At 32.4% G+C, this 23,515-nt stretch carries 17 protein-coding genes; 10 read left to right on the top strand and 7 right to left on the bottom strand.

Annotated elements, in window-relative coordinates:
- The first annotated feature begins 301 nt into the window (after positions 1-301).
- Positions 302-1,189 carry a tetratricopeptide repeat protein gene (locus ABJM36_RS15540; RefSeq protein WP_348452408.1) on the top strand — a complete coding sequence of 296 codons (888 nt, stop codon included), beginning with the start codon at positions 302-304 and terminating at the stop codon, positions 1,187-1,189.
- Between the two features lie 19 nt (positions 1,190-1,208).
- On the opposite strand, the gene rsmG is transcribed toward ABJM36_RS15540, so the two are convergent.
- Positions 1,209-1,838: a 16S rRNA (guanine(527)-N(7))-methyltransferase RsmG gene (gene rsmG, locus ABJM36_RS15545; protein ID WP_348452409.1), complete on the bottom strand. Its 630-nt coding sequence runs from the start codon at positions 1,836-1,838 to the stop codon at positions 1,209-1,211.
- Between the two features lie 141 nt (positions 1,839-1,979).
- Here rsmG and ABJM36_RS15550 point away from each other — a divergent pair, with 141 nt between their 5' ends.
- Together ABJM36_RS15550 and ABJM36_RS15555 are read left to right on the top strand one after the other, a co-directional pair.
- Positions 1,980-3,077, top strand: coding sequence for an acyl-CoA desaturase (locus ABJM36_RS15550; RefSeq protein ID WP_348452410.1), 1,098 nt, complete (start codon positions 1,980-1,982; stop codon positions 3,075-3,077).
- Between the two features lie 34 nt (positions 3,078-3,111).
- Complete coding sequence (locus ABJM36_RS15555) at positions 3,112-4,296, top strand: pyridoxal phosphate-dependent aminotransferase (protein ID WP_348452411.1); 1,185 nt, start codon at positions 3,112-3,114, stop codon at positions 4,294-4,296.
- A 564-nt stretch (positions 4,297-4,860) separates the two neighbouring features.
- Here ABJM36_RS15555 and ABJM36_RS15560 read toward each other — a convergent pair.
- A complete protein-coding gene (locus ABJM36_RS15560) occupies positions 4,861-6,354 on the bottom strand; it encodes a potassium transporter TrkG (protein WP_348452412.1) in 1,494 nt (497 codons plus the stop codon).
- Positions 6,355-6,370: 16 nt separating this feature from the next.
- Positions 6,371-7,720 (bottom strand): Trk system potassium transporter TrkA, encoded by a 1,350-nt coding sequence (gene trkA, locus ABJM36_RS15565; RefSeq protein ID WP_348452413.1) that lies wholly within the window; start codon positions 7,718-7,720, stop codon positions 6,371-6,373.
- Positions 7,721-7,937: 217 nt separating this feature from the next.
- Here trkA and ubiE point away from each other — a divergent pair, with 217 nt between their 5' ends.
- Complete coding sequence (ubiE, locus tag ABJM36_RS15570) at positions 7,938-8,663, top strand: bifunctional demethylmenaquinone methyltransferase/2-methoxy-6-polyprenyl-1,4-benzoquinol methylase UbiE (RefSeq protein ID WP_348452414.1); 726 nt, start codon at positions 7,938-7,940, stop codon at positions 8,661-8,663.
- 4 nt (positions 8,664-8,667) lie between these two features.
- Positions 8,668-9,399 carry a porin family protein gene (locus ABJM36_RS15575; protein WP_348452415.1) on the top strand — a complete coding sequence of 244 codons (732 nt, stop codon included), beginning with the start codon at positions 8,668-8,670 and terminating at the stop codon, positions 9,397-9,399.
- A gap of 252 nt (positions 9,400-9,651) precedes the next feature.
- On the opposite strand, the gene ABJM36_RS15580 is transcribed toward ABJM36_RS15575, so the two are convergent.
- Complete coding sequence (locus ABJM36_RS15580; RefSeq protein ID WP_348452417.1) at positions 9,652-10,371, bottom strand: RNA methyltransferase; 720 nt, start codon at positions 10,369-10,371, stop codon at positions 9,652-9,654.
- A gap of 173 nt (positions 10,372-10,544) precedes the next feature.
- On the opposite strand from ABJM36_RS15580, the gene ABJM36_RS15585 reads away from it, so the two are divergent.
- The 3 genes from ABJM36_RS15585 (at position 10,545) to accD (ending at position 15,484) form a co-directional block, all read left to right on the top strand.
- Positions 10,545-13,094, top strand: a complete 2,550-nt coding sequence (locus ABJM36_RS15585) for a BamA/TamA family outer membrane protein (protein WP_348452418.1) — start codon at positions 10,545-10,547, stop codon at positions 13,092-13,094.
- 132 nt (positions 13,095-13,226) lie between these two features.
- Positions 13,227-14,294, top strand: coding sequence for a class II fructose-bisphosphate aldolase (fbaA, locus tag ABJM36_RS15590; protein ID WP_348452419.1), 1,068 nt, complete (start codon positions 13,227-13,229; stop codon positions 14,292-14,294).
- Positions 14,295-14,626: 332 nt separating this feature from the next.
- On the top strand, positions 14,627-15,484 hold the full coding sequence (gene accD / locus ABJM36_RS15595; RefSeq protein WP_348452420.1) for an acetyl-CoA carboxylase, carboxyltransferase subunit beta: 858 nt from the start codon (positions 14,627-14,629) through the stop codon (positions 15,482-15,484).
- 75 nt (positions 15,485-15,559) lie between these two features.
- On the opposite strand, the gene ABJM36_RS15600 is transcribed toward accD, so the two are convergent.
- Positions 15,560-16,690 carry a PAS domain S-box protein gene (locus ABJM36_RS15600; protein WP_348452421.1) on the bottom strand — a complete coding sequence of 377 codons (1,131 nt, stop codon included), beginning with the start codon at positions 16,688-16,690 and terminating at the stop codon, positions 15,560-15,562.
- A gap of 185 nt (positions 16,691-16,875) precedes the next feature.
- On the opposite strand from ABJM36_RS15600, the gene rpsO reads away from it, so the two are divergent.
- Together rpsO and ABJM36_RS15610 are read left to right on the top strand one after the other, a co-directional pair.
- Positions 16,876-17,145, top strand: a complete 270-nt coding sequence (gene rpsO / locus ABJM36_RS15605) for a 30S ribosomal protein S15 (RefSeq protein ID WP_348452423.1) — start codon at positions 16,876-16,878, stop codon at positions 17,143-17,145.
- Positions 17,146-17,479: 334 nt separating this feature from the next.
- Positions 17,480-19,738: a polyribonucleotide nucleotidyltransferase gene (locus tag ABJM36_RS15610; RefSeq protein ID WP_348452425.1), complete on the top strand. Its 2,259-nt coding sequence runs from the start codon at positions 17,480-17,482 to the stop codon at positions 19,736-19,738.
- Positions 19,739-19,865: 127 nt separating this feature from the next.
- Here ABJM36_RS15610 and ABJM36_RS15615 read toward each other — a convergent pair whose 3' ends face one another.
- Together ABJM36_RS15615 and ABJM36_RS15620 are read right to left on the bottom strand one after the other, a co-directional pair.
- Positions 19,866-21,125 carry an HlyD family efflux transporter periplasmic adaptor subunit gene (locus tag ABJM36_RS15615; protein WP_348452427.1) on the bottom strand — a complete coding sequence of 420 codons (1,260 nt, stop codon included), beginning with the start codon at positions 21,123-21,125 and terminating at the stop codon, positions 19,866-19,868.
- Positions 21,126-21,129: 4 nt separating this feature from the next.
- Positions 21,130-23,514, bottom strand: coding sequence for an ABC transporter transmembrane domain-containing protein (locus ABJM36_RS15620; RefSeq protein ID WP_348452429.1), 2,385 nt, complete (start codon positions 23,512-23,514; stop codon positions 21,130-21,132).
- Position 23,515: the final 1 nt, after the last annotated feature.

The following is a 23,515-nucleotide window of genomic DNA, read 5'->3' on the forward strand; positions in this document are numbered from 1 at the left end:
ACCTTTAACAAATCTAATAAGTTTTATCGATATAAAATGCTTTTAATCGATAAAAAATAAAAAAACAACTTGCATTGTAGCTTAAAACATACGACAAAATGCATAATGTAGCCTAATTACTACTTCCGCATCATTGTGTTGAAAACAAATTAAAAGATAATAATATGTATTATAAATATTACTAACTTTATTTTTTCAAAATGGCATATTATTTGTTGCTTAAATTTTACTGATGAAAAAACAAATACTCCTTTTAATAGTCGTTCTACCTTTGCTTAATTTTGGGCAAACAAAAAAGGTAATGAGAAAAGCATTGAGAACTACAGATCTTAATGAAAAAATAAAATTACTTAATCAAGTTATTAACGAAGAGCCAAAAAACTTAGACGCTTATTTTTATAGGGCTGGTGCTAAAAATGACTTAGGCGATTATAGTGGTGCTATAGTAGATTATTCTAAAATTATAGTTGAGGAACCTGATGCGGACACCTATTATAATCGTGGCAATTCAAAATACAGCTTAAAGGATTTTACAGGTGCTAAAGTGGATTATGCCAAAGCCTATATGCTAGACGAAAATTTTATTGATGCCTTGTATAGTTTGGCTTGTGTGAAATTAGACTTGGGTGAATATGATAGAGCTATCGAAGATTTTTCTAGTATTATAAAACAAGTTCCGGACAATCCTAATATTTATGCTTTACGCGCCATAGCTTACAAAGCTACCGAGCAAAATACTGCTGCTATAGACGATTATTCCATGGCTATTGTTTTAAACCCAAGTGCCGACAACTATTATAACCGAGGTGCTTTTTTAATGGATATTAAATATTTTGAAGAAGCGCAAAGTGATTTAACACGATCATTAAGATTGAATAGAAATAACGCTTATGGTTATTTTTATAGAGGTGGATCGAACTTGTTTTTAGGAGAGTTTGATAAATCTATTTCAGATTTTACAAAAGCTATTTCTTTCGACACCATGGATTTTGATGCTTATTTAGGTTTAGCCATGGCCTATTATAAAAATAATGATTTGGCTAAGGCTAAAACAGCCTACGATCGAGCTAATGCCATCCTGTCATTAAATAATGTTAATAGTATTAAGCAATACGAGAACACGTATTGGTTTCAAAACCAATATTACTACTTTAATAATTTACTTAATGAATTAGCGAAACTTGAGTAACAAGCTCGTTTTAACACAATTAGCCTCTAAACTTTAAAGGCAAATGCACAACTTTTTTGGTTTCGTAGAAATCTTCCTTAAAATAATCACTTAAATTATAAATGGTTGTAGTTCTATAATCTTTGAGTTCTTCTGATAAATCACCACCTTTTAAATATAAAATTCCGTTTTTAAGCTCATGGTTTTGTTCTTTAGCTATTTTACCTTTTACCCAATGCACAAATGTTGGCATTGCAGCTACGGCTCTACTTATTATAAAATCGTAATTTCCTTTTATTTCCTCTACTCTACTGTGTGTTGTTTTTACATTTGTTAAGGCTAAGCCCGCCACAACCTCATCGACAACCTTAAGCTTTTTTGCTATACTATCTACCAAATGAAATGAACATTCTGGAAATAAAATAGCCAATGGGATACCTGGAAAACCGCCACCAGTACCAACGTCTAACAATTTACTGCCAGGTTTAAAATCTATTATCTTGGCTATACCTAAACTATGTAAAACGTGGCGCATGTATAACTCATCAATATCTTTACGAGATACCACGTTAATTTTTAAATTCCAATCTTGATACAAGTCTTCAAGCTTTGTAAATTTTTCTATTTGGTCTTCTGTAAGGTTAGGAAAATACTTTAAAATGAGCTCCATGAATGTTAAATTTTCAACAAAAGTATACTTTTTACACACATTTTTTTACAAAAAAACGTTATAACTTCAATTGGTTTATGCCTATCTTTGCCCTAGGTATGACAAGTAATTTATATTTTTATCATATTTTAAAATAATACAATGAATAAACAAGCTCTTTCTTTTTCAAGAAAAGACCCTGCAAAGTTTTTTAAAACGCTTAACAAAAGGGTAAACAACTACTTTAAGGAAAACGAAATAAAACGTACTGGAAATTGGAAATTATATATAAAAGCCATAGTAATGTTCTCATTACTTATAGTGCCTGTAGTTTTAATTTTAACTATTGAAAACTTACCTGGTTGGGCACAATTATTAGGTATGGTAATTGTTGGAATTGGTATGGCTGGTGTTGGCATGAATGTTATGCACGATGCTAACCACGGCTCTTTTTCAAGTAAAAAATGGGTTAACAAATTAATGGGAAGTAGTATTTACATCCTAGCCGGAAATGATTACAACTGGAAAGTACAACATAATGTACTACACCATACCTACACTAACATTCAAGGACATGATGAGGATATCGATGCCGGTAGAATTATACGTTTTTCTAAACATGCAAAATGGTTTAGGTTTCATAAATACCAAAAGTATTATGCCTTCTTTTTGTATGGTCTATTAACAGCAAATTGGGCTGTTACTACAGATTTTATACAAACTTACAACTACCTAAAAAGAAAATTAGCATACGGTAAATTACCACATCCTGCAACACAATGGACAAAGCTAATTATAGGTAAAATAGTTTACTATAGTATTTGGGTTGTATTACCTATTTCACTAGGTTTTGCTTGGTGGGAAGTTTTAATAGGCTTTATTGTTATGCATTACACTGCAGGCATAATTTTAAGTGTTATTTTTCAATTAGCACACGTTATGCCTAATACAGAAATGCCTTTACCAGATGCACAAGGAAACATGAAAAACACATGGGCTATTCACCAACTATTTACTACGTCTAACTTTTCACCTAAAAGTTGGATAGTTGAATTTTACACAGGCGGATTAAACAGACAAGTAGAGCATCACTTATTTGCTAACATCAGTCATATCCATTACAGTAAAATTGCTAAAATAGTTAAGGAAACCGCACAAGAATTCAGTTTACCTTACAATGAATACAATACGTTTATGCAAGCTGTTGCAGAACACTACAATCAATTAAAAACGCTAGGTCAAAAACCAAGTTTAGCTTAATTATACACTTACCGATTAAACAAAAAAACTAACAATGCAATTACTATCTGATAGAATTTTAAACATGGCTACGTCTGCTACTTTAGCAATGGCAGCCAAAGCAAGAGAGCTTAGAGGCGAAGGGAAAGATATTATTGGTTTAAGTTTAGGAGAACCTGACTTTAACACTCCCGATTTTATTAAAGACGCTGCTATACAGGCTATTAATGACAACTACAACTCGTACACTCCTGTTGATGGTTACGGTGAATTAAAAGATGCCATAATTACCAAGTTTAAGCGAGATAACAATTTAACATATACACCGGCTCAAATTGTTGTTTCTACGGGAGCAAAACAATGTTTAGCAAATATTGCTGGGGTTATACTTAATGAAGGCGACGAGGTGCTTTTGCCATGTCCTTACTGGGTAAGTTACGCTGATATTGTAAAACTTTACGATGGCGTACCTGTAGAAGTAAAAACATCTATAGACACCGATTTTAAAATTACACCAGAACAACTAGAAGCGGCTATTACGCCAAAAACAAAAATGCTTTGGTTTAGCTCACCTTGTAATCCAAGTGGATCGGTTTATAGTAAAGCAGAATTAAGAGCTTTATCTGATGTACTTGTAAAATACCCAAATATTTATGTGGTTTCAGATGAAATTTACGAGCACATTAACTACGGTGAAGGTCATGCAAGTATAGCTGAATTTGATGATATGTACAACAATACGATTACAGTAAACGGTGTATCAAAAGCATTTGCAATGACTGGATGGCGTATTGGTTACATTGGTGCTCCTGAAAAAATTGCTAGAGCATGTAACAAATTGCAAGGACAAATGACAAGTGGTGCTAACTGTATTGCACAACGTGCTGTAATTACGGCTTTAAACGAACCGCCTTCTCGTGTACAATTCATGATTGATGAGTTTAAAGAACGTCGCGATTTAATTTTAGGATTAGTAAACGATATTGAAGGCTTTAAGGCTAACACGCCAGATGGTGCATTTTACATTTTCCCTGATGTTACTCATTTTTTCGGAAAAACATTACGTGGAAAAACTATAAATAACGCCACCGATTTTTCATTATACTTACTAGAAGAAGCACTTGTTGCAACAGTAACTGGTGAAGCTTTTGGAAATCCTGATTGTATTAGAATTTCGTATGCTGCTTCGCAAGAACAAATTATTGAAGCAATTAAACGTATTAAAGAGGTTGTAAGCTAGTAAGCAAATAACTAAACACTTATTTAAAAGCTCCTAATTATTAGGAGCTTTTTTTTATTTAATTAATTACATCAAAAAGCAAATAGGCCTGCGATTACCAAGGTAAATAATACTGTATTACCACTCCTATCTTAATTAATCCTTTGTGTAATTTCTAATAATTACTCAAACGAAACTTTTATAAACCCCTTCAGTTCAATATTAGCACAAACTTCTTCAAAACTACCTCTTCTATTCTTTTTAAACAAGACTCCTGTTATTCTGTAACGAATTGTTAGCAACCATTATTGATCCTTTTCCTCCCAGAATTTCCAAAATTTATAATTGAATCTCAATTGAAAAATTCAAGTACCGTGATTACTATTTTGAGCTTGACTAAAACTAATATTTAAGGAAGCTAGTTACACTATAAGTATACCATTTTGATAAAACATTACAACTATAAAAATTTACAAGAATTGCGTTAGGGATTGAACGGCATGTTTGAGCTCGCGGACCTTGGGAGGAAGCAAGTAGAGAAAGCCCGACCCTTGTGGTAACGCCCCAATAATTGGAGATAGGTTATTATCTATTACGCCAGAAAAATGGAGTTAACAGAATAAGTACCGTAAACAGCTCTAAACGCCCAATAAGCATTAAAAATGATGCCCACCACTTACCTAATGCTGGTAAAGCGGCATAATTATTTACAGGTCCGAAATCTCCCAAAGCAGGACCAACGTTTCCTAGAGTTGAGGCCGCCAAACCTACGGAAGATTTAAAATCGATTCCCATCATAGAAAACACCAACGAGCCTATAATAAAGGACAACATATACAAAATAAAAAAACCTAGAATATTGAAAACGATATCCCCAGAAATTGCGCGTTTATTATAACGCACCGGAATAATAGCGCTTGGATGTAATGTGCGCTTAAACTCTAAAAAACCGTTTTTAATAAGAATTAAATGGCGGACTACTTTTACACCTCCCGAGGTACTACCTGCCGAACCTCCTAAAAACATAAGTCCGAAAAAGAAAACCACTAAAAAGGGTGTCCATAAGGTATAATCGGCCGTAACAAAACCGGTTGTTGTAATTACAGATATGACTTGAAACAGCGCATGCCTAAAAGCACTTTCGGCGCGTCCCCAAACCATGGGGTGAACTATACTAGATTGCGAAATATCTGCCCTAAAATAAATTATAACTGCAGCTATTAGTGTAAAAATGGCAACAAACTTAAAATAGAGTTTAAACTCCTCGTCTTGTATGGCTTTTTGTACTTTTCCTTTAAAAGCAAAATAACTAAGCACAAAGTTTGTACCTGCTAAAAACATAAAAAGAATGATAATGTATTGAATTACGGGATCGCCATTCCAGTAGGCGACACTAGCGTTTTTAGTAGAAAACCCTCCTGTTGACAATGTACACAAAGCATGGTTTATAGCATCGAAAAAAGACATGCCAGCAAGCTTTAACAATAACGTTTCGGCAGCTGTATACCCAAAATATATAAGCCATAATCGTTTGGCAGTATCTGTAATTCGAGGGTGTAATTTATCTGCACTTGGTCCTGGAGCTTCGGCTGCAAAAAGCTGCATACCTCCAATACCTAATAGTGGTAATATGGCAATGGCTAAAACGATAATTCCCATACCACCTATCCAATGCGTCATACTTCGCCAAAACAATACGCCTTTAGGCACCGCTTCGATATCGTTTAAAATGGAAGCTCCCGTAGTTGTAAAACCAGACATAGTCTCGAAAAAGGCATCCGTAAAACTTGGAATGCTTCCTGTGAAAATATAGGGTAATGCACCAGATAAAGACATTATAATCCACCCAAAACTAACCACTATATACCCTTCGCGTTTATTCATTTCTTTACTATGATCTCTAGTAAAAAACATAGTTATAATACCAACAATTAATGTGGCTAAACCTGAAAGAAATAATTGAAACGTTACACCATCCTTATAAATTAAACTTATTAACGCCGACAACAACATGAAGCCACCATTAAACAACAAGAGTAACCCTAAAAAATGGAAAATGATTTTATAATTAAGCTTCATGGACCTTCTCACTATTTTAACGGAATAATTTCTCGACGCCTTTAATAGATTGTAATAAACTACAAACTACAACCCTATCACCTTCTTGGATTTTAAAATCACCCAAAGCAATTTCGCCTTTTCCGTTTCTAACCACACCGCCAATAATTGCAGAACGCGGAAAATCGACTTTTTTAATATACTTATTACAAATGGCTGAAGTAGCTTTAACTTCAAACTCTAATAATTCGGCATTCATGTTACTAAGTTTGGTCATGGCAACCACTTGTCCTTTTCTTATATACCTGAATATATTATTAGCGGCTAAAAGCTTTTTATTAATTAGTGTTTCTATACCAACAGAATGAGACAACTCGAAATAATCCATATTCTCAACTAGCGCCACCGTTTTCTTTACGCCTTTTGATTTAGCTACCAAACAAGACATAATGTTTGTTTCAGAATTAGCACCTACAGCTATAAAAGCATCCATATTGCTAATATTTTCTTCTTCTAATAAATCTACATTCCTACCATCACTTTGAATCACTAATACATTTGGTAAATCGTCTGCAATGTCAAACGCTCGTTCTTTATTAGCTTCTAAAAGCTTTACATTAAACCCTTTATTACTTAAATCTCTAGCCGTTTTGTAGCCAATTTTACTTCCGCCTAAAATCATAACGTCTTTTATTTCGTTATTAGATTTACCGGTAAGCTTACAAAGTTCTTCTCCACCACCTTCCGAAGTAATAAAAACCACATTATCGCCTCTTTTAAATTTAGTATCACCTCTAGGAATAATGGTGTACTGGGTACCAAAACGCTGTAAGGCTATGGGAACAAAATGGATTTCTGGAAATATTTTTGCTGCTTCTTTAACCGTTTTACCAACAAAAGCAGCAGATCTCGATAAGTTTAAACCTATCATGGTTAATGCTCCACCCTCAAATTCGTAGCTATCATTAAATGACGATTGTTTTAAAGACAACTCAATTTCGGCAGCAGCCAAAGATTCAGGAGAAATTAACTCATCAATACCAAATTTGGTAAAACCAACCTCATCTTTATGATGAATAAACTCGGTATTTGTAATTCTTGCAATAGTTTTTGAAGCACCTAATTGCTTTGCTAAAACACAAATAGTAATATTAGTGGTTTCGCTTGCCGTAACGGCAATAAACAACTCGCAATTTTCTACACGTGCTTCTTTTAAAATAGCAATTGAGGTAGAATCGCCTCGAATAACTTTAATATCTAAATGCGTGTCTGCGTAAGCTAAACTTTCTTTGTCGGTATCAATTAAAGTAATCTCTTGAGACTCATAAGACAATAATTTTGCTAAATGAAATCCAACTTCACCAGCACCAGCAATAATTATTTTCACTCGTTTTAATTTTTATTATGGTATGATTACAAATAAAAAACTGAGACTTTATGTGATAAACTAAAGCGCTTATTTTATTTTTTCTTATTCATAAAAAGGTACCACAAATATACTATAAAATAGAACTTCGATCATAAAGTTGTATTAATTTAATTATTTATAATCCTGTTATGTTTTACTTTTCGAATAGTTTATCTTTGCTCAAAATTTTTAAGATTTGACAAAAGTAAAGCCATACAAGGACAGCGACTTAGGTAAAAAAGAACAGGTAACAAAAATGTTTGATACCATCTCAGGAGATTACGATGGTTTAAATCGTGTTATTTCTTTCGGCATTGATATTAAATGGCGAAAAAAAGTGGTTAAAATAGTTAAAGAAGCAACCCCTGATACTATTTTAGATATTGCTACAGGAACAGGAGATTTAGCCATTAACCTTGCCGAAACAAATGCCACTAAAATTGTAGGTTTCGATATTAGTAGTGGCATGCTTGAAATAGGTAAGCAAAAAGTAAAAAAGAAAGGGTTGGATTCTAAAATAGAAATGATTTTAGGAGATTCTGAAAACATGCCTTTTGAAGATAATTCTTTTGATGCTATAACCGTAGCTTTTGGTGTTAGAAATTTTGAAACACTAGAAAATGGTTTGAAAGAAATATACAGGGTCCTTAAACCAAACGGTACCTTTGTTATTTTAGAAACGTCCATGCCAACAAAAACACCTTATAAACAAGGCTATAATTTTTACACAAAAAATATACTACCGTTAATAGGGAAAGCATTTTCTAAAGACAGAAGTGCATATAAATATTTATGTGAATCGGCATCGGTTTTTCCTTTTGGCGAAGCATTAAACAATATTTTACGTAATATTGGGTTTATAAATGTTGAAGATTTTCCACAAACCTTAGGTGTGGCAACCATTTATAAATCATCGAAGTAATTTTATGAAATACCTTTTTGCATTAATATCATTTTTATTTATCGTTGAAACCTCTAATGCTCAACTATTTAAAAAAGAAAAAGTTAGCTATGATGCTAATCAAGGTCGAGGATCTACAGACAACAACTTACTGCGTTGGGGCTATTTTTTAGGTATTAATAGCTACGATTTCAATTTTGATTACAACAACGACTTAAGAGACATTTATGTAAAAAAGAGTCCCGGTTTTAGTGTGGGCTTAATTGGAAACCTAAGAATTAACAAATTTATTGATGTCCGCTTAGAACCAGGTTTATTAATTTCCACGCGAGAGCTGCATTATAGTTCAGAATGGTTTCAAGGTGTGCCTGATGTTAAAGAATCTGATTTTATTAGAGAAGTAAAATCAACTTACATACACCTTCCGCTATTACTAAAACTATCTACAAAACGTATAAACAACTTTAAGCCTTTTATTGTTGGTGGTTTTTCTACGGCATTAAACTTATCTAGTAATGAGGATAACCCAGAGGACAATAAAAACGGACAATTTAGAACCACTAAAAACTCGTTGTTTTACGAGCTAGGTTTCGGTATAGACTTCTATTTGTATAATTTTAAATTTACACCATCTATACGTGGACTTTTTGGAATTAATGACGAATTAGTAAGAGACGAAGATCCTAACAGCCCATGGACCTCTAATGTTGCAAGTATGCAAACGCGAGGTGTTTTTGTTAATTTCACTTTCCAATAAATAAAGAGGTTTAAGTCTCAGATTTAACTATAAGCAATTTCAAATAAGAGTTTTGATTTAATATAATTTCATTTATTCGGAATAAATGACTCTACTCTTATTCTCCAGCTTAAAATATTTTTCTCACAGAAACGCTAAGTCTTAAAATTGTAACGAATGAAAATCAAGACTGAAAATAATTTCACAATAAGGTAAAAAATTGCAATACCACATATCAAACTGCAAATGGCGACTATAGACAGCCACTTATTTTTACCCTCTTCTAAACTCGCTAAGCAAAATAGCAGTTGCTGTAGCAACATTTAAACTTTCTGTGGCTTGTAATTCTCCAAATCTAGGAATGGATATTTTTTCGGTAATTACAGCTTCAACTTCTTTGGATACGCCATTGGCTTCATTACCCATAACCAATATTCCGTTTTTAGGTAATTCAGTTTTATAGACATTTTCACCTTCCATAAAAGCACCGTAAACCGGTAAATTACTCGTTTTTAAAAACGGAACCAAATCCACATAATTTATATTAACACGTGTTATAGACCCCATGGTAGCCTGTACAACCTTTGGATTAAAACGATCTACAGTTTCTTTACTACAAACCAATTCTGTAATTCCGAACCAATCACACAATCTAATAATAGTGCCTAAATTACCAGGATCTCTAACCGCATCTAGCACCACAATTAAACCAGTACCTTCAATAGGTTTTGCCTTCGGAATTTTAAAGATTGCCAATGCCGTATTTGGTGTCTTTAAAAAACTAATGCGTTTTAATTCTTGCTCGGACACAATGACTTCCTCTTTGGCATTAAAATTGAAAGACCTTGTAGTATATAAATTGTAAAGCTCTAAATTAGATTGTAAAAGTTCAGTTATCGTTTTAAGGCCTTCAACAACAAAAAAACCATGTTGTTGTCTATATTTTTTTTGCTTTAAACTCGTTATTAATTTTATTTGACTTTTAGAAAGCATGTAAGTATTATAATTTTTTTATAAAGAAAAGAAATTATTGATAAGATACCTCAATAGACTACTTATTTAAATACTTTTTAAGATTAAAATAATGTATTTTTGATGCTTGAACTAAGTTAGTTTATTGAATCTAATCGTTTTAACATATCACTTTTAATTTAATTATTACCCATTTGAAAAAACAACTCTCAAATATTTTACGCCTTACGCTAGCCTTGGGTTTCCTTTACTCCTGCGATGCTACAAAAAGAGTTGCTGAAGATGAACATTTACTTACTGAAACCACGGTAATTGTAAATGACAAAAAAAATAATACCGAAGAGATAAACAACCTGTTATACCAAAGGCCGAATAGAAAAATATTAGACACTCCTTTAAGATTACACATTTATAACACAGCTAGACCAAATAGAGATTCCCTTTTTGAAGCTTGGTTAGATAAAAAACCTAATCGCAGAGCGCGACTAGAAAAAAGGTATTCTAAAAAGCAAATTGATAAACTTAAAGAATCTGCCATTGGTTTTAATAATTGGTTAAAAAAAACAGGGGAAGCACCAACAGTTCTAAGCGAAGAAAAAACAAAACGTTCTGCAAAACGACTTGAAGATTACTACTTTAATAATGGTTGGTTTAATGTTAAGACTGGCTATAACATTGAAAAAAAAGACAATAAACGGGCAAAAGTTGACTATACAGTAAAAACAGGACCTGCATTTTTAATTGATTCTATAGCAAAAACAGTTAAGTCTCCTATTGTTGATTCCCTTTATAAAAAAATTCAGGGTAAAGCACTTATAGTTCAAGGCGAACAATACCGAACCAGTAGTTTTGAGCAAGAACGCGAAAGAATTTCTAATAGATTACGAAACTTAGGTGTTTACCATTTTAATCAAGATTACGTCACCTTCGAAATGGATACTATTGGTACGAACAAAAAGGTTAATGTTGGTATTAAAATTCAAGATAGAGCGATAAGAACTGCCGATTCTATTAGAAGAGAACACTTTAAAGTATATCACATTAGTGATGTCAATATTATAACCGATTATACCTTTGAGAATAGAAACAAGCCGTTTCAAGATTCCATTTCTTATGGGGGTTTTAAATTATTTAGTTATGGTAAAATGCGTTATCGTCCAAAAGCTTTAACCGACGCCGTATTTATTTCACCTGGTAAAGTTTTTAGAGATTTAGACAGGACACGAACATATAGCTACATTAATCAGCTTCGCACCTTCAAATACCCTAATATTGAATACTATGAAAATCCCGATAACACACTAAAAAGTACCATTAGGCTTACCCCTTTAAAAAAGTTTAATTTAGATTTTAGTGCCGATGTTTCGCAAAGCGACATTCAAACCGTTGGTTTTTCATTAAACCCAAGTTTACAAATTAGAAATATTTTTGGAGGAGCAGAAACCTTAGCTATTTCGGGAATCGCATCAATTGGAGCTTCAAAAGACCTAAGAGAAGATGGCGATCCGTTTTTTGATATTAATGAGTTTGGAGCCGATTTAAAATTAACCATACCAAGAATATTTTCACCTTTTTATACTGAAAACATTATACCTAAATATATGTCGCCTAGCACTAGCATTGGTCTAGCAACCACTAGTCAGACTAATATTGGATTAGATAAGCAAACCTTTAGTGGGAATTTTAGTTACAACTGGTACCCAAACAAACAAGTTACTAACCGATTAGACCTTTTTAACATTCAATATGTACGAAACCTAAGGACGGAAAACTATTTTAGTATTTATACCAGTTCCTTTAATAGCTTAGAAAATATAGCTCTTGAAAGTTACAATACCCCTTCAGAGTATATAGAATTGGACGGTAATGAAAACGAACAGTTAATAGAAGAAAAAGCCAATGAGTTTATCGACTTGGTATTAAGCGATAGCAACTATGAATCAACTAATCCTAGCGACTATTTAACAGTTAGTAATATTGATGAACGTAAAAAACGGTTAACCGAAAACAACCTTATTTTATCTTCTGCCTTTAGTTTTACACAAGATAATCGTACAAACATAGTGGATAACGATTTTTCCATTTTCCGATTTAAATTAGAGTTAGCTGGTAATTTATTAGCAAGCACCTCAAAACTTCTAGGGCTTAGTAAAGATAGTGATGATAGATATGAGTTGTTTAATGTAGCCTATTCGCAATACGTTAAAACAGAATTAGACTATATAAAACACTGGAATTTAGGAAAGAAAAACACCTTAGCAACACGAGCTTTTTTTGGTATCGCTATACCTTACGGTAATTCGAATAGTATTCCGTTTTCAAAGAGTTTTTTTGGTGGTGGCCCTAATGATAACCGTGCATGGGCAGCTTATAGCTTAGGTCCAGGTAGTTCCGAAAGCACTAACGAGTTTAATGAAGCCAACTTAAAATTGGCTTTAAGTGCAGAACAACGCTTTAATTTATTCGGCAATTTAAATGGTGCATTATTTGTAGATGCTGGTAATATTTGGAATGTGTTAGACAACGTAGTAGACGACAACGCAACCTTTACCAGCATAAGTTCTCTAAAAGATATTGCTGTGGGTTCAGGTTTTGGCTTACGCTACGATTTTAGTTTTTTCGTATTCCGGTTTGACATTGGTTTTAAAACCTATGACCCGTCTTTTACAGATCAAAATCGATGGTTTAATGATTACAACTTTGCTAATGCTGTATACAACATTGGTATAAACTATCCATTTTAAGTAAATTACAGTCTTTTACACTATAACGTTTTAGTATTATTTTTGTCGTTTCAAACCAAAAAACAGCCATAAATCATTTAAAAATTGATTACTTTTGATACTTAGTAAATTCAAATTATAATTAATAAAGAAATGGGACACAACATAAAACCAGGAGTAGCAACGGGCAAAGAAGTTCAAGAAATTTTTAACCATGCTAAAGCAAACAATTACGCTTTACCAGCTGTAAATGTTATAGGATCGGATACCATAAATGGTGTTTTAGAAACGGCAAGAGATTTAAACGCTCCAGTTATCATACAATTTTCAAATGGTGGCGCACAATTTAACGCAGGTAAAGGTTTAAGTAACGATGGCCAAAAAGCAGCCATTGCAGGTGCTGTTGCAGGCGCTAAACATGTACACATTTTAGCCGAAGCTTATGGCGTTCCAGTAATATTACATACCGATCACTGTGCAAAAAAATTATTACCATGGATAGATGGTTTATTAGATGCAAGTGAAATTCATTATAAAGAAACTGGAAAATCTTTATTCAGTTCTCATATGATTGATCTTTCAGAAGAACCAATTGAAGAAAACATTGAAATCTGTAAAACATATCTTGAAAGAATGTCTAAAATGGGCATGACTTTAGAAATAGAATTAGGTATTACAGGAGGTGAAGAAGATGGTGTAGATAATTCTGATGTTGATGACTCTAAATTATATACACAACCAGAAGAGGTAGCCTATGCTTATGAAGAATTAAGTAAAGTAAGTCCTCAATTTACAATTGCAGCAGCTTTTGGAAATGTACACGGTGTATACAAGCCAGGTAACGTAAAACTAACTCCGAAAATCTTAAAGAATTCTCAAGAATTTATAACAAAAAAATATGGTGTTGAAGAAAACCATATTGACTTTGTATTCCACGGTGGGTCAGGATCTACGGTTGAAGAAATTCGTGAAGGAATTAGCTACGGTGTAATTAAAATGAATATTGATACAGATTTACAATATGCATTTATGGAAGGTATTCGAGATTACATGGGAGGTAAATCGGAATATTTAAAAGCTCAAATTGGAAACCCTGACGGAGACGATGTTCCTAATAAAAAATATTACGATCCAAGAGTTTGGTTACGTGAAGGAGAAAAGACTTTTGTAGCTAGATTGAAGAAAGCTTTCGAAGATTTAAATAATGTAAATACCTTATAATTTAAGGTAAATTTACTAGAAGTATAAAAAAAGGTTCTGTATATTACAGAACCTTTTTCTAATTACACCCCTAAAAAACAAACCCTTACAGGAGTTAGGCTAATAAAATCATTGGGGTATTACCCGAAATTTAAAAAAAGGTTTAATTTTGTAATCTGGCTTAGTTGTGGGCTTAAGTTTTAAAGCTCCCACAATGGCCGCGAATGCTCCGCATGAGCGATGGTAATTGTTACCAATCAAAATGCAAGAGTAACCCTTAACGCAGTTTTTAGATTCTTCAGATAATTTTATTCTGAAAATGATAAATAAGAACTTTAAAACAACAATACAATATGTCTTGGTTTAAAAGAAAAACAAAAGGAATTACAACAACAACTGAAGAGAAAAAAGACACGCCAAAAGGGCTGTGGTATAAATCTCCAACTGGAAAAATTGTAGATACCGAAGAGTTAGAAAAAAACTTTTATGTTAGTCCGGAAGATGGTTACCACGTTAGAATTGGTAGTAGAGAATATTTTCAAATCCTTTTTGACGATAACAAGTTTAAAGAATTAGATCCGGATTTAGAATCTAAAGATCCACTAAAATTCGAGGATACTAAAAAATACCCAGACCGTTTAAAAGCCGCTCAAAAGAAAACCAACTTAAAAGACGCCGTTCGCTGTGCTGTTGGAAAGTCTAAAGGTAAAGACCTTGTAATTGCCTGTATGGATTTTGCATTTATTGGAGGCTCTATGGGTAGTGTTGTTGGCGAAAAAATAGCAAGAGCAGCAGATTATGCTTTAAAAAACAAATTACCTTTAATGGTTATCTCTAAATCTGGAGGAGCACGAATGATGGAAGCTGCATTATCATTAATGCAATTAGCTAAAACATCGGTAAAACTAGCCCAACTAGCTGATGCAGGGCTACCTTACATCTCGTTATGTACCGACCCTACAACAGGGGGTACTACGGCATCATTTGCAATGCTAGGAGATATAAATATTAGTGAACCAGGTGCATTAATTGGATTTGCAGGGCCTCGTATTGTAAGAGATACAACAGGTAAAGAATTACCTGAAGGTTTTCAAACCTCAGAATTTTTACTAGAACATGGTTTCTTAGATTTTATAACCCTACGAAAAGACTTAAAAGACAAGGTAAATCAATATATAGATTTAATTTTAAACCAGCCTTTAAGAGCGTAGGTTAATAACATTTAAAAGGACGCCCTATTAATAATGGTTTAATAGGGCGTCTTTTATTTTACGAAAATTAAATCCTTAAACATTCTTTTTACTTTCTAAAATAAAGGCTATAGGCTTTTTAAAATACACCGAAAATACGGTACCAACGCCAACCTCACTTTTTACCTTTACATACCCACCTAAGGATTCGATATGAGCTTTTGTTATAAAAAGTCCAATCCCCAAAGCATCATCATTGTAATGAAATGTTTTATACATTTGAAATAAAGACCCTCCAAATTTTTCTAAATCAATACCAAGACCATTATCTTCTATATGAAAAACGATATACTCATTTTGAACTTCACTCGATAATTTTATAATGGTATCCCGATTTTTATCGCGGTATTTTATAGCATTGGATAAAAAGTTAAGGATAATACTATCAAGATAAGCAGGTATGGCATTTATTATATGATCTTTATCTACATAATTTTCTATAACACAATTTTTGTTTTTTGCTATTCCACTTATATTATAAATAGCTTGTTTTACGAAGTTATATAAGTTTAGTGCTTCTATTTTATTTTCATCAATAGATTTAATTTTTGCTATTTCGGTAAGATGAGAAACCGTTTGCGATAAGTTAATAACAGAACCTTTTAATAACTCGAAATTTTCATCTTTCACCAAATCATGCGATTCCTCTTCTAAAAAAGAAACTAAGGTACCTAAGTTCGATGCATGAGTTTTCAAATTATGAGTTACTATTTCAGCAAAATTAACCAATCTATTATTTTGTTCTTGTGCCAATTCAAGCAGTATTTTTAACTGAGATTTATTATCCTTACTACTTGTTATATCAAGAATTTGAGCAATAAAGTATAAAGGCTCCTCTTTTTCGTCTCTCACTAATGAAACCGATAACAAGGCCCAAATAATGTTTCCGTTTTTATGAAAATATCTTTTTTCTATTTGATATTTATCAATTTCTCCTTTTAGTAAGCGTTGCATATTTTCAAGGTCGATATTTAAATCCTCTTTATGCGTAATTTGTTGAAAGGACAACTTATACAGCTCCTCTTTTGAGTAACCTAAATATTTAACGATACTATTATTAACTTTAACCCATTCGCCCTTTAAACCTACAATAGCTATTCCGCCATTAGCAAAATCAAATATGTTTTTGAAGAGTTGATCTTTTACAAGCTTAATATTATCAGGCATATAGTGTAGTTTAGTCTTACTAAAAATAGCCTTTTTTTTTCTATTTTTAAAACTCTTACATTATTAATTACACTAGATGAGAAAAGATTTTTCACATAATATTCTAAACATTAAATTATTCACTATATTTGCCGCTCGAAAGAAAAACTTTCGTGTACATAAAAATCATTTACAATAATATTAGCATGTATTTATCAAAAGAAGCAAAAGAAGAGTTATTCGCAAAACACGGTAAAGGAAAAAACGATACTGGTAGTGCAGAAGGACAAATTGCGTTATTTACGCAAAGAATTAACCACTTAACAGAACACTTAAAACAAAATCGTAAAGATTATAACACTGAGCGTTCTTTAGTAAAATTAGTAGGTAAAAGAAGAAGCTTACTTGATTACTTAACTAAAAAGGATATTTTAAGATATCGTGCAATAGTTAAAGAATTAGGTTTAAGAAAATAAACTTAAATATAAAAAACCACGTTTTTACAACGTGGTTTTTTGTTTTTGCGTTAGGGATTGTAGTGGAAAGCCCACAGCCCGACGTAGGAGGAGCCAGGACTTGAAACGTAAAGCCCGACCCCTTGTGGGTAACGCCCAAATTATATAACTCGAGCGTAAGAGTTTAAATAACGCATTTAGAAGAAGCTAGATCCTGAAACGAGTTCGGGACTAAAGGTTTTTCATTGGTCAAGAGACATTTAATTGTCGCACACAACAACTACACACAACAACACAACGACCATTGTTTAACATGATTTAGGCATGCATATGCTTGAATTACAAGAAAAAATTTATGATTCCAAAAGTTTTTAAAGAGGTTATTGACCTAGGAGACGGTAGAGAAATTTCTATCGAAACCGGAAAATTAGCAAAACAGGCACATGGCTCTGTTGTTGTTCAATCTGGAAAATGTATGCTTTTGTGTACAGTTGTTTCCAATTACAAACAAGCAGATGTTGACTTTTTACCTTTAACGGTAGATTACAGAGAAAAATTTGCTGCTGCAGGACGTTACCCAGGAGGTTTCTTTAAAAGAGAAGCAAGACCTAGTGACGGAGAAGTTTTAACTATGCGTTTAGTGGATCGTGTTTTACGTCCATTATTCCCAAAAGATTACCATTCTGAAACTCAGGTGATGATCCAATTAATGTCTCATGATGATGATGTTATGCCAGATGCTATGGCAGGTTTAGCAGCTTCGGCGGCTATTCAATTATCAGATTTCCCTTTTGAATGTCCAATTTCTGAAGCAAGAGTTGGTCGTGTAAATGGTGAATTTGTAATTAACCCAACACGTGCTCAATTAGCAGAATCTGACATCGATATGATGATTGGTGCTTCTGCCGATTCTGTTATGATGGTTGAGGGTGAAATGGATGAGATTTCTGAAGAGGAAATGACTGAAGCCATTAAGTTTGCGCACGAAGCTATTAAAGTACAATGTGCTGCTCAAGTTGCATTAGCCGAGGCTTTTGGTAAAAAAGAAGTACGTGAGTATGAAGGTGAAAGAGAAGAAGCTGATTTAGCTGCTAAGATTCACGATATGGCTTATGATAAAGTATACGCTATTGCTAAAGCAGGTTCTGCTAAGCATGAGCGTAGTGCTGCATTTGCTGAGATTAAAGAAGAAATTAAAGCTAGTTTTACTGAAGAAGAACAAGCTGATTTTGGTGGATTAATTTCTAAGTATTATAGTAAAGCTGAAAAAGCTGCTGTTAGAGATTTAACATTAAATGAAGGTTTACGTTTAGATGGCCGTAAAACAGATGAAATTAGACCAATATGGTGTGAGGTTGATTATTTACCTTCTACACACGGATCGTCTATATTTACACGTGGGGAAACTCAAGCTTTAGCTACAGTTACTTTAGGTACAAGTAGAGAAGCAAACCAAATAGATATGCCATCTTTTGAAGGTGAAGAGCGTTTCTATTTACACTATAACTTCCCTCCTTTTTGTACTGGTGAAGCTAGACCTATTCGTGGTACTTCTCGTCGTGAGGTAGGACATGGTAATTTAGCGCAACGTGCTTTAAAAGGTATGGTTCCTGAAGATTGCCCGTATACTGTACGTGTAGTATCTGAGGTATTAGAATCGAACGGATCGTCTTCTATGGCAACTGTTTGTGCTGGTACTATGGCTATGATGGATGCCGGTGTGCAAATGAAAAAACCAGTTTCTGGTATTGCTATGGGATTAATCTCGGATGCTGATTCTGGAAAATATGCTGTTTTATCTGATATTTTAGGTGATGAAGATCACTTAGGAGATATGGATTTTAAAGTAACAGGAACAGCTGATGGTATTACGGCTTGCCAAATGGATATTAAAGTTAAAGGATTATCTTACGAAATTCTTGTAAATGCTTTAAAACAAGCCCGCGATGGTCGTTTACATATTTTGGGTAAAATTACCGAAACTATTGAAACACCAAATGCAGATGTTAAAGATCACGCACCTACAATGGTTTCTAGACGTGTTCCTAATGAATTTATTGGTGCGTTAATTGGACCAGGAGGAAAAGTGATTCAAGAAATGCAAAAGGAAACAGATACAACTATCGTTATTAACGAAGATCCTGTTACCGAAGAAGGGATTGTTGAAATTTTAGGTGTTGGAAGAAAAGGTATTGATGCTGTTTTAGCAAAAATAGATTCTATCTTATTTAAGCCTGAAGTGGGTAGCGTTTACGAAGTAAAGGTTATTAAAATGTTAGATTTTGGTGCTGTTGTAGAATACATAGATGCTCCAGGAAACGAAGTTTTATTACACGTAAGCGAATTAGCTTGGGAACGTACTGAAAACGTTACCGATGTAGTTAATATGGGCGATGTATTTGATGTTAAATACTTTGGAATAGATAAACGTACTCGTAAAGAGAAAGTGTCTAGAAAAGCGCTTTTACCGAAACCAGAAGGTTATGTTGAAAGACCACCAAGAGACAACTCTAGAGATAGTCGTGGTGGACGCGATAACAGAGGTAGAGATAATCGAGGACGCGATAACCGTCGTGATGATAGAAAACCAAGAGAAGATAAAAAGGAAAATTAAACCCTTTTAAATTCAATAAATTAAAAAACCGTTTCAAATTATTTGAAACGGTTTTTTTTTATAAACTTTTTTATCTTTTAATTAAGAACATTTCTATCATGCTAGCTAATAGAAACTCTTAATTCTATTAAATACCAATATCCTCTGTTTTTTTCGAAGGTATTGCTTCCACACTCATTTTAGTATCGTATTTTTCAAATACTTTCTTTAAAATGTATTTTCCTAACTTCATTTTTTCTAAAATAACATCCCCATTAAAGGAGTACCCAGATCTTAAATTTAACTTTTGAGTTTCTGGTAAATCTATTAATACATAAAAGTTATTATCAACTTCTTTCCTATTAGGAATAAAGCTTAAGGTTCCTTTTATGGGCCCGTATTGATAGTAATAATACGCATCTAATTTTAAATGCGTAGTTTGCCCTTCTTTTAAATACTTTAAATCCTGCTCCTTTACTCGTGCTCGAGCATAAAAACTTTCAGAATCTGGTGTTATAGAAATTAAAGATTCCCCTTTATTTATAAAACTTAAATTTTGGTTTTGGGTAAAAACATTTACAATAACCCCATCTAGATTTGCAATTAAAAACTGCCTATTATCTGCGGCTTGAACAATATCAATAGATTTCTCCCTAGTTTCTAATTTAGAATTTACATTCTCTTTTTGTTGATCTAATCGGTTTTGAGAGGCTATTAAATCAGAAATTTGAATTTCTAAAGTGTTTTTACTTTGTAAATACTCGTTTTTTAAAGAACTAAATTGGCCTTGTAATTGGCTTTTTAGATTTCTTAATTGCACATACTGACTTCTAGCCGTTAAATAATCATCATTGGCTTGCCTAAGCTCAATTAAACTAATAACTTCTTTTTTGTACATAATAGAGTCCGAGCTTAATTTATTTCGCTTAATATTAATTTGCTCATTTAATAAATACGCCTGCTGCTCAATACTTCTTAATTCATTAGTAATTTTTTTGCGATTATTAATATATTGTATAGAGTCTAATCCAATCTGTTTTTTAAAAAATGCAACCTTTTCCTCTATATTTAATTTATCAATATCAATGGATTTATTCTGTTGAAAAATGGTAACAAACTCGCCACTTGCATTATCAATTTCCATTAAAGTATCGCCTTTAGTAACACGGTCTCCCTTACTTACAAAGGTTTTTCTTGGAATAATTTCAAAAGGGGCCTTAAAATTAATTTCTGGGTTTTTTGATATGATTTCACCATAATTATAAGATACAACATCATTTACAGGAATTACAAAAAACCCTAGTACAACAATACCTATAAAGACCAATAAAATCCTAAAGAAAATTTTAATAAAATTAATTTCCTTGGTTTCATATAATCGTTTATTATCTAAGCTATATCTACTCATTTTATTATTGAAGCATTAATTTTCCGTTATCCAATACATACGTTTTATCGAATTCCATATGACTAACAGCCTCATGAGATATTATTAAAAACGCTTTTTTAGAGTTCATTAAGGTGTTTTCTATAACCATTCTAGAGGTAGTATCAATTCCAGATAAAACCTCATCTAACATTATAATACTAGCGTTACTAAGAAGGGCACGAAGTAATAATATTTTTTTTCGCTGACCGGTAGACAGGTTTTTACCGTTTTCACTTATTTTATAATCTAAACCTTCACTATTCGAAATTACAAAGTCGTAGAAATCAATCTTTTTAGCCATTTCAACAACTTTATTTACATCTATATTTTTACCAAAAGTTATATTATAAAGTAAACTTTCATTGAATAAAATATCTTCATTACTTACTAATAACACATTATCTCTAATGGTATTTTTATCAAATAATTTAACATCAACATCATTAATTTTAATAGCACCTTTACTTGGGCTATATAATAATGCTAAAATTTTACAGAAGGTAGATTTACCTGATCCATTTTTGCCTTCTATTTTAATTTTTTCTCCTTTATTTATATTAATGTTTATATCATTTAGAATTGGTGTCCCTGGCATGTACTCGAATCCTACATGAAGAAAATCAACACTAGAAACATCAACATTTGTTATAGCCTCTTCGGTAGTTGCTGCGGTTTCTTTTTCATTAAAATCAAAGTACCGTTTTAAGATAACTAAGTTTTCTTGCAAGGTTAAATTTTCACTTAATATACTACTTAAAGAGCTAAATATTTTTGATGATAATGCCAAAAAAGTAATGATTTGCCCTAAGGTAATGGTTTGATATAAAATGGCATCTTTAGACAATAAGGTTAATATGGTAAGTCCTGCAAACAATGTAATTAAGGATACTACCGTAGAATTAAAAATACTATAGTATTTAACTTTAGTTTGAATGGCAATAAGCTCGTCAATATTATCATTTACCTTTTCGGAAAATACGTTTTCAATTTTAAAACTTTTAATAACCTGAATACCTTCAATTTTTTCAATCATAGTTGAAAAGTAATTTGCTTTTATAGCAAATCTTTTCATTTCGTTAGTTTTTAAAATTGGGGTCATAATCCTAAACCAAATATAGAATAGAATCATTACCACTAAAACGATACTTGTAAGCTGCCAATCTATAAAAAGTAATAGGATAAGAGAGTAAATTGAAACGACAACATCTACTAATATCCGAGTAAAAAACCTTAAAAAGAAATCTTTTAATTTTCTTGAATCGCTTAACCGTTCTGTTAAATCTCCGCGTCTAAAATTCTGAATAAAACGAATGGAGAAATCATTTAATTTTTGATCGAATGTGCCTAAAAAATACTTATCCAAAATATTCCCTAAATGAATACTAATAAACCTTTTATAGAGCGATATTACAATATTAAAAATTCTAAATATGGCAACTCCAATTACAAACAGAACTAAGATATTTAGTTGAAAACTAGGTAAAACCTTATCAATTAATATTTGATTAATAAAAACCGCTAACTGTGTAACACTTGCAGCAAAAATTGCTGTAAAAATGTATATATACCACAACTTCCTATCCGATTTTAAACCTTTAAGCAATTTAAGATACATGCTCTCTTGGGCCACAGGATAGTCCGGATGTATAATAGGCCTTTTGTCTTTGGCTTTTACAGTTAAAATTAAAGGTGCCTTAATTTTAACTTTACTTCTATTTATCCCTAAAGTTTTAAAATGCTCGGGAATATCTAGCAGGTCTTGATTAAAAATTAAATCTTCTAAAAACTTTTTTTCTAATGTTTTATCACTAAACGGATAATTTTCTTGGTAATACCCAAAATACATTAGTTTATTAAATAATGTGGTTACATCATTATCGCTTAAGGCTTTATTCTTATCTATTTTATAGGTTTCAAGTTCGCGATTAATAATAATATCTAATCGTTCTTGCATGGACACCTGATCCAGATAGCTATCTGAATAATGTGCTATCTTTTTTAACTTTTGTAAGGTGATATAGTAGGTTTTTACCCGAGTAGAATCAAAAACCTTAAGTCTTCCTCGTTTTATGCCGTTTACCACTATATAATGTAACTCGTCTTTATGTGTAATAGGAATTATAAACGGAAATAAGTCTTTAAAGTATGCTGTGTTATTTTTAGTTGTATTAACATCTAAAAGGCTAAAATTTGATTCGCAACCATTATGATCAAAAAATGTTTTTAAATCGCTCATTCTAGAGCCATACTGATTTAAAAATATTTCATCCTTTATGTAATCTCTACTTACATTTTTATGTAAAATATTATAAACCGTTTTTACAGCACTTATACCACAATCGTTATTTCTAATTTGTTGGTCTATCATG

Origin of the sequence: Algibacter sp., assembly GCF_039977455.1 — a bacterium.
Taxonomy (GTDB): Bacteria; Bacteroidota; Bacteroidia; order Flavobacteriales; family Flavobacteriaceae; genus Algibacter_B.

Coding starts and splice junctions, on each gene's coding strand:
- ABJM36_RS15540 (WP_348452408.1), top strand. CDS start 302: ATGAGAAAAGCATTGAGAACTACAGATCTTAATGAAAAAATAAAATTA.
- rsmG (WP_348452409.1), bottom strand. CDS start 1,838: ATGGAGCTCATTTTAAAGTATTTTCCTAACCTTACAGAAGACCAAATA.
- ABJM36_RS15550 (WP_348452410.1), top strand. CDS start 1,980: ATGAATAAACAAGCTCTTTCTTTTTCAAGAAAAGACCCTGCAAAGTTT.
- ABJM36_RS15555 (WP_348452411.1), top strand. CDS start 3,112: ATGCAATTACTATCTGATAGAATTTTAAACATGGCTACGTCTGCTACT.
- ABJM36_RS15560 (WP_348452412.1), bottom strand. CDS start 6,354: ATGAAGCTTAATTATAAAATCATTTTCCATTTTTTAGGGTTACTCTTG.
- ABJM36_RS15575 (WP_348452415.1), top strand. CDS start 8,668: ATGAAATACCTTTTTGCATTAATATCATTTTTATTTATCGTTGAAACC.
- ABJM36_RS15580 (WP_348452417.1), bottom strand. CDS start 10,371: ATGCTTTCTAAAAGTCAAATAAAATTAATAACGAGTTTAAAGCAAAAA.
- fbaA (WP_348452419.1), top strand. CDS start 13,227: ATGGGACACAACATAAAACCAGGAGTAGCAACGGGCAAAGAAGTTCAA.
- accD (WP_348452420.1), top strand. CDS start 14,627: ATGTCTTGGTTTAAAAGAAAAACAAAAGGAATTACAACAACAACTGAA.
- ABJM36_RS15600 (WP_348452421.1), bottom strand. CDS start 16,690: ATGCCTGATAATATTAAGCTTGTAAAAGATCAACTCTTCAAAAACATA.
- rpsO (WP_348452423.1), top strand. CDS start 16,876: ATGTATTTATCAAAAGAAGCAAAAGAAGAGTTATTCGCAAAACACGGT.
- ABJM36_RS15610 (WP_348452425.1), top strand. CDS start 17,480: ATGATTCCAAAAGTTTTTAAAGAGGTTATTGACCTAGGAGACGGTAGA.
- ABJM36_RS15615 (WP_348452427.1), bottom strand. CDS start 21,125: ATGAGTAGATATAGCTTAGATAATAAACGATTATATGAAACCAAGGAA.
- ABJM36_RS15620 (WP_348452429.1), bottom strand. CDS start 23,514: ATGATAGACCAACAAATTAGAAATAACGATTGTGGTATAAGTGCTGTA.